The organism is Pseudomonas agronomica (assembly GCF_025917275.1).
GTDB lineage: Bacteria > Pseudomonadota > Gammaproteobacteria > Pseudomonadales > Pseudomonadaceae > Aquipseudomonas > Aquipseudomonas agronomica.
In genome coordinates this window covers 1-2,427 of sequence record NZ_JAOSHO010000643.1, presented here as the reverse complement: position 1 = coordinate 2,427, position 2,427 = coordinate 1, and the positions used below count along the sequence as shown (strand labels likewise).

Sequence of the window (2,427 nt, the reverse complement as noted above, 5' to 3'; positions counted from 1 at the left end):
CCCTCGCCACAAAAGCGGTCACTCCCTCAGAAATCCCCCGCTACAAACTCAACACGCGCTTCACAATCCCCACCGTATAATGCCGCTCGTCCCAGCTTGTAAGAAAAAGCTACACACCCTGTAGTCATACTCAAAAGCCAGACCCACCAGCCCGCCGAGCCGGGCCGCCACCAAGGTGCTACGCATGGATTTCAACCCCCTCGACCTCATCCTGCATCTCGACGTCTACCTCGACATGCTGGTGACCAACTACGGGACGTGGGTCTACGCCATCCTGTTCCTGGTGATCTTCTGTGAAACCGGCCTGGTGGTCATGCCGTTCCTGCCCGGCGACTCCCTGCTGTTCATCGCCGGCGCCGTCGCCGCCGGTGGCGCCATGGACCCACTGCTGCTGGCCGGCCTGCTGATGCTCGCGGCCATCCTCGGCGACAGCACCAACTACCTCATCGGCCGCACCGCTGGCGAAAAACTGTTCAGCAACCCCAACTCGAAAATCTTCCGCCGCGACTACCTGCAACAAACCCACGACTTCTACGACAAACACGGCGGCAAAACCGTGACCCTGGCGCGCTTCCTGCCGATCATCCGCACCTTCGCGCCCTTCGTCGCCGGCGTCGGCAAGATGAACTACCTGCGCTTCCTCGGCTTCAGCGTCCTCGGCACCGTCCTCTGGGTCGGCGGCCTGGTGACCCTCGGCTACTTCTTCGGCAACGTGCCCTTCATCAAGCAGAACCTGTCGCTGCTGGTGGTCGGCATCATCCTGCTGTCGCTGCTGCCGATGATCATCAGCCTGGTGCGCAGCAAACTGAACCAGCGCGCCTCGAAAGCCGAAACACGCTGATCGCCCATGTGGTCCCTGAGCAACTGGCGCCGCCGACGCACCCTCGCCAAACACCCCGTCGCCGAGGACACCTGGCAGCGCGTGCGCCAACAATTGAGCTTCCTCGACGGCATCAGCGCCGCCGAGGACCAATGGCTGCGGGAAGCCTGCGTCCTGTTCCTCCACGATAAACACCTCACCGCCCTGCCCGGCGTCGAACTGCACCAGGAACAACGCCTGCTGCTCGCCGCCCAGGCCCAGTTGCCGCTGATGCACCTCGGCGAACTGAACTGGTACCAAGGCTTCCACGAAATCGTCCTCTACCCCGACGACTTCCTAAGCCCCCAGCGCTACCGCAACGCCAGCGGCATCGAACACGAGTGGGACGGCGAACACAGCGGCGAAGCCTGGCCCCAAGGCCCGATCATCCTGGCCTGGGACGGCGTCATGGCCAGCGGTGGCTGGGACGGCTACAACCTGGTGATCCACGAACTGGCGCACAAACTCGACATGCTCAACGGCGACGCCAACGGCCTGCCACCGCTGCACGCCGACATGCGCGTCAGCGACTGGGCCGAGGCCATGCAGCAAGCCTTCGACGACCTCGACCGCCAACTCGACCACAACCCCGACGCACAAACCGCCATCGACCCCTACGCCGCCGAAAACCCGGCCGAATTCTTCGCCGTCACCAGCGAATACTTCTTCAGCGCCCCGGACCTGCTGCACCAGGCCTATCCCAAGGTGTACGAACAGCTCAAGGCGTTCTACCGCCAGGATCCGTTGGCCCGGCTGCGGCAACTTCAGGCCGAAGATCCGGTCTATCAGGCGTCATACTAAGGTCTCTACGACCCTGGTAACGTGGCATCAGCGGACGAATATGCCTATAATCGCCGCCACTTTTTGGTCAATCCGACCAGTCATCTGGTCAACTAACGGGGGCACCGCCCAATGAGCTACAGCAAGATTCCGGCTGGCAAAGACCTGCCGAACGACATCTACGTCGCGATCGAAATCCCGGCCAACCACGCCCCGATCAAATACGAAATCGACAAAGACAGCGATTGCCTGTTCGTTGACCGTTTCATGGCCACCCCGATGTTCTACCCGGCCAACTACGGTTACATCCCCAACACCCTGGCCGACGACGGCGACCCCCTCGACGTGCTGGTCGTGACCCCTTACCCAGTGGCCCCAGGCTCGGTCATCCGCGCCCGTCCAGTCGGCATCCTGAACATGACCGACGACGGCGGCGGCGATGCCAAAGTCATCGCAGTACCACACGACAAACTGTCGCAACTGTACGTCGACGTGAAGGAATACACCGACCTGCCGCCACTGCTGATCCAGCAGATCGAGCACTTCTTCGCGAACTACAAAGACCTCGAAAAAGGCAAGTGGGTCAAGATCGAAGGCTGGGCCGGCGCAGACGCCGCCCGCGAAGCGATCACCAAGTCGGTTGCCGCCTACAAAGGCTGAAATCGAACTTAAAAAGAACCCCGGTTAATACCGGGGTTTTTTATGTTTGGACCCTACTTAATACAACTACGTATTAGTAGCGTTTACCCACGTTTACATTGCCAGTTTCGATTCCCGCAAACGGAAAG

The 2,427-nt window shown here is 60.9% G+C and carries 3 protein-coding genes; all 3 read left to right on the top strand.

What is annotated here, in order from left to right; all coding sequences use genetic code 11:
• Nucleotides 1–184 precede the first annotated feature (184 nt).
• On the top strand, nucleotides 185–841 hold the full coding sequence (locus OC610_RS25640; protein ID WP_264431823.1) for a DedA family protein: 657 nt from the start codon (nucleotides 185–187) through the stop codon (nucleotides 839–841).
• A 6-nt stretch (nucleotides 842–847) separates the two neighbouring features.
• On the top strand, nucleotides 848–1,660 hold the full coding sequence (locus tag OC610_RS25635) for a M90 family metallopeptidase (RefSeq protein WP_264431822.1): 813 nt from the start codon (nucleotides 848–850) through the stop codon (nucleotides 1,658–1,660).
• 111 nt (nucleotides 1,661–1,771) lie between these two features.
• Nucleotides 1,772–2,299, top strand: coding sequence for an inorganic diphosphatase (gene ppa / locus OC610_RS25630; protein WP_003205933.1), 528 nt, complete (start codon nucleotides 1,772–1,774; stop codon nucleotides 2,297–2,299).
• Nucleotides 2,300–2,427: the final 128 nt, after the last annotated feature.